Source organism: Actinoalloteichus spitiensis RMV-1378, from assembly GCF_000239155.1.
Classification (GTDB): Bacteria; Actinomycetota; Actinomycetes; order Mycobacteriales; family Pseudonocardiaceae; genus Actinoalloteichus_B; species Actinoalloteichus_B spitiensis.
Window position 1 is genome coordinate 1 of sequence record NZ_AGVX02000701.1, and the last position, 1717, is coordinate 1717.

Below are 1717 nucleotides of genomic sequence, written 5' to 3' on the forward strand. Positions count from 1 at the left end.
CGCGGCTCGCGGGCGAGCCGGCCGGCGGGCGGTCACCGCGAACGCGTGGTCAGGGCAGCTTCCAGTCCACCGGCGGAGCGCCCTGCCCCGCCAGCAACGCGTTGACCCGGCTGAAGGGGCGGGACCCGAAGAAGCCGTAGTGGGCGGAGTTCGGGCTGGGGTGGGGCGATTCCACGCAGGGCACGTCGCCGAGCAGCGGCGCGAGGCTGCGGGCGTCGCGCCCCCAGAGCACGGCCACCAGCGGACCTCCCCGGGCGGCCAACGCGCGGATCGCCTGTTCGGTCACCTGCTCCCAGCCCTTGCCCCGGTGGGAGCCGATCCGGCCCGCCTCCACCGTGAGCACCCGGTTCAACAGCAGGACCCCCTGCCGGGTCCACGGGGTCAGATCCCCGTGGGACGGCTTGGGGTGGCCGAGATCCGACACGTACTCCTTGAAGATGTTGTTCAGGCTCGGGGGGAGGGGCCGGGTGTCCTCCGCGACCGAGAAGCTGAGGCCGACGGCGTGGCCGGGGCGCGGGTAGGGGTCCTGGCCGACGATGAGCACCCGCACCTCGTCGAAGGGTTGCTGGAACGCGCGCAGCACGTCCGGACCCGGCGGGAAGTAGCCGCGTCCGGCGGCGACCTCCTCGCGCAGGAAGTTCCCCATTCGGGCGATCTGCTCGGCGACGGGCTCCAGAGCGGCGCTCCACCCGGCTTCGACAACCTCGTTCAACGGACGTCCAACCACGGCCGGGACTCTAGCGATCAGGGCGGACGGCGCGCCGCACCGCCCGGCGGCCGATCCGCGCGGTGGTCAGTCGAGGCGTCGGAGGCCCTCGCGGTAGCGGGCGGCGTTGCGGACGTACTTCTCCACCACGTGCCGCCACGCCCCGGGAGGAACATCGCGGTCGGGGCAGACCCTCGCCGGCACGCCGAGCACCATCGATCGCGGCGGCACGACCATGCCGAAGGGCACGACGGCGCCCGCTCCCACCACCGCGCCGGCCCCGACCCGGGAACCGTTGAGCACCACCGCCCCGGAGGCCACGAGCGCGCCCCCCTCGACCACCGCGCCCTCCACGTGGGCGTTGTGCCCGAGGACGCACTCCTCCCCCACCAGCGTCGGGTGTTCCTCGGTGCAGTGCACCACCGTGCCGTCCTGCACGTTGCTGCGGTCGCCGACCTCGATGCGGCCGTAGTCGCCGCGCAGCACGGCGCCCGGCCACACGGAGGTGTGCGCGCCGAGCCGGACCTGGCCGATCACGGTCGCGTCGGGGTGGACGAAGGCGGTGGGGTGGATCTCGGGCACGGCGTCGTCCAGGGCGTACACGGTCATCCGGTCGTCCTCCTCTGGCTGCCGCCTCGGTCCGCCCGGGGCTCCCCCGCTGCTGGCGGTCAACCGACGACGGGCAAACCGGCGACGTCGTCGAGGAGCGACTTGGCGAAGCAGCGGCTCAGCGGGTGTTCCCGGTAGGTGCCGAAGTTCGGGATCGGCTCGTACCCTTCCGAACGATAGAGGGCCATCGCCTCCGGCTGCTCGGTTCCGGTCTCCAGCACCATCCGCCGGTAACCCGCGTCCCGCGCGGCCACTTCCAGGTACACCAGCAACGACCTGGCGAGACCACGCCCCCGCGCCGAGGGCAGGACGAACATCCGCTTCAGCTCCGCGTCGCCCGGTCCGACGCCGTCCTCCGCCTCGGCCACCCGCCGCCACCCCCCGCAGGCGACCGGCCGGGCG

Annotated in this window: 3 protein-coding genes; all 3 read right to left on the reverse strand. The window is 73.8% G+C overall.

Going from position 1 to position 1717, the window contains the following annotated elements:
- Window positions 1–49: 49 nt before the first annotated feature.
- Complete coding sequence (locus tag ACTIDRAF_RS0224185; protein WP_085944896.1) at window positions 50–727, reverse strand: uracil-DNA glycosylase; 678 nt, start codon at window positions 725–727, stop codon at window positions 50–52.
- Between the two features lie 66 nt (window positions 728–793).
- Complete coding sequence (locus tag ACTIDRAF_RS0224190; RefSeq protein WP_016701258.1) at window positions 794–1315, reverse strand: gamma carbonic anhydrase family protein; 522 nt, start codon at window positions 1313–1315, stop codon at window positions 794–796.
- A gap of 59 nt (window positions 1316–1374) precedes the next feature.
- Window positions 1375–1717 (reverse strand): GNAT family N-acetyltransferase (locus tag ACTIDRAF_RS30990; RefSeq protein ID WP_016701259.1); only part of this gene is annotated, 343 nt, incomplete at its 5' end.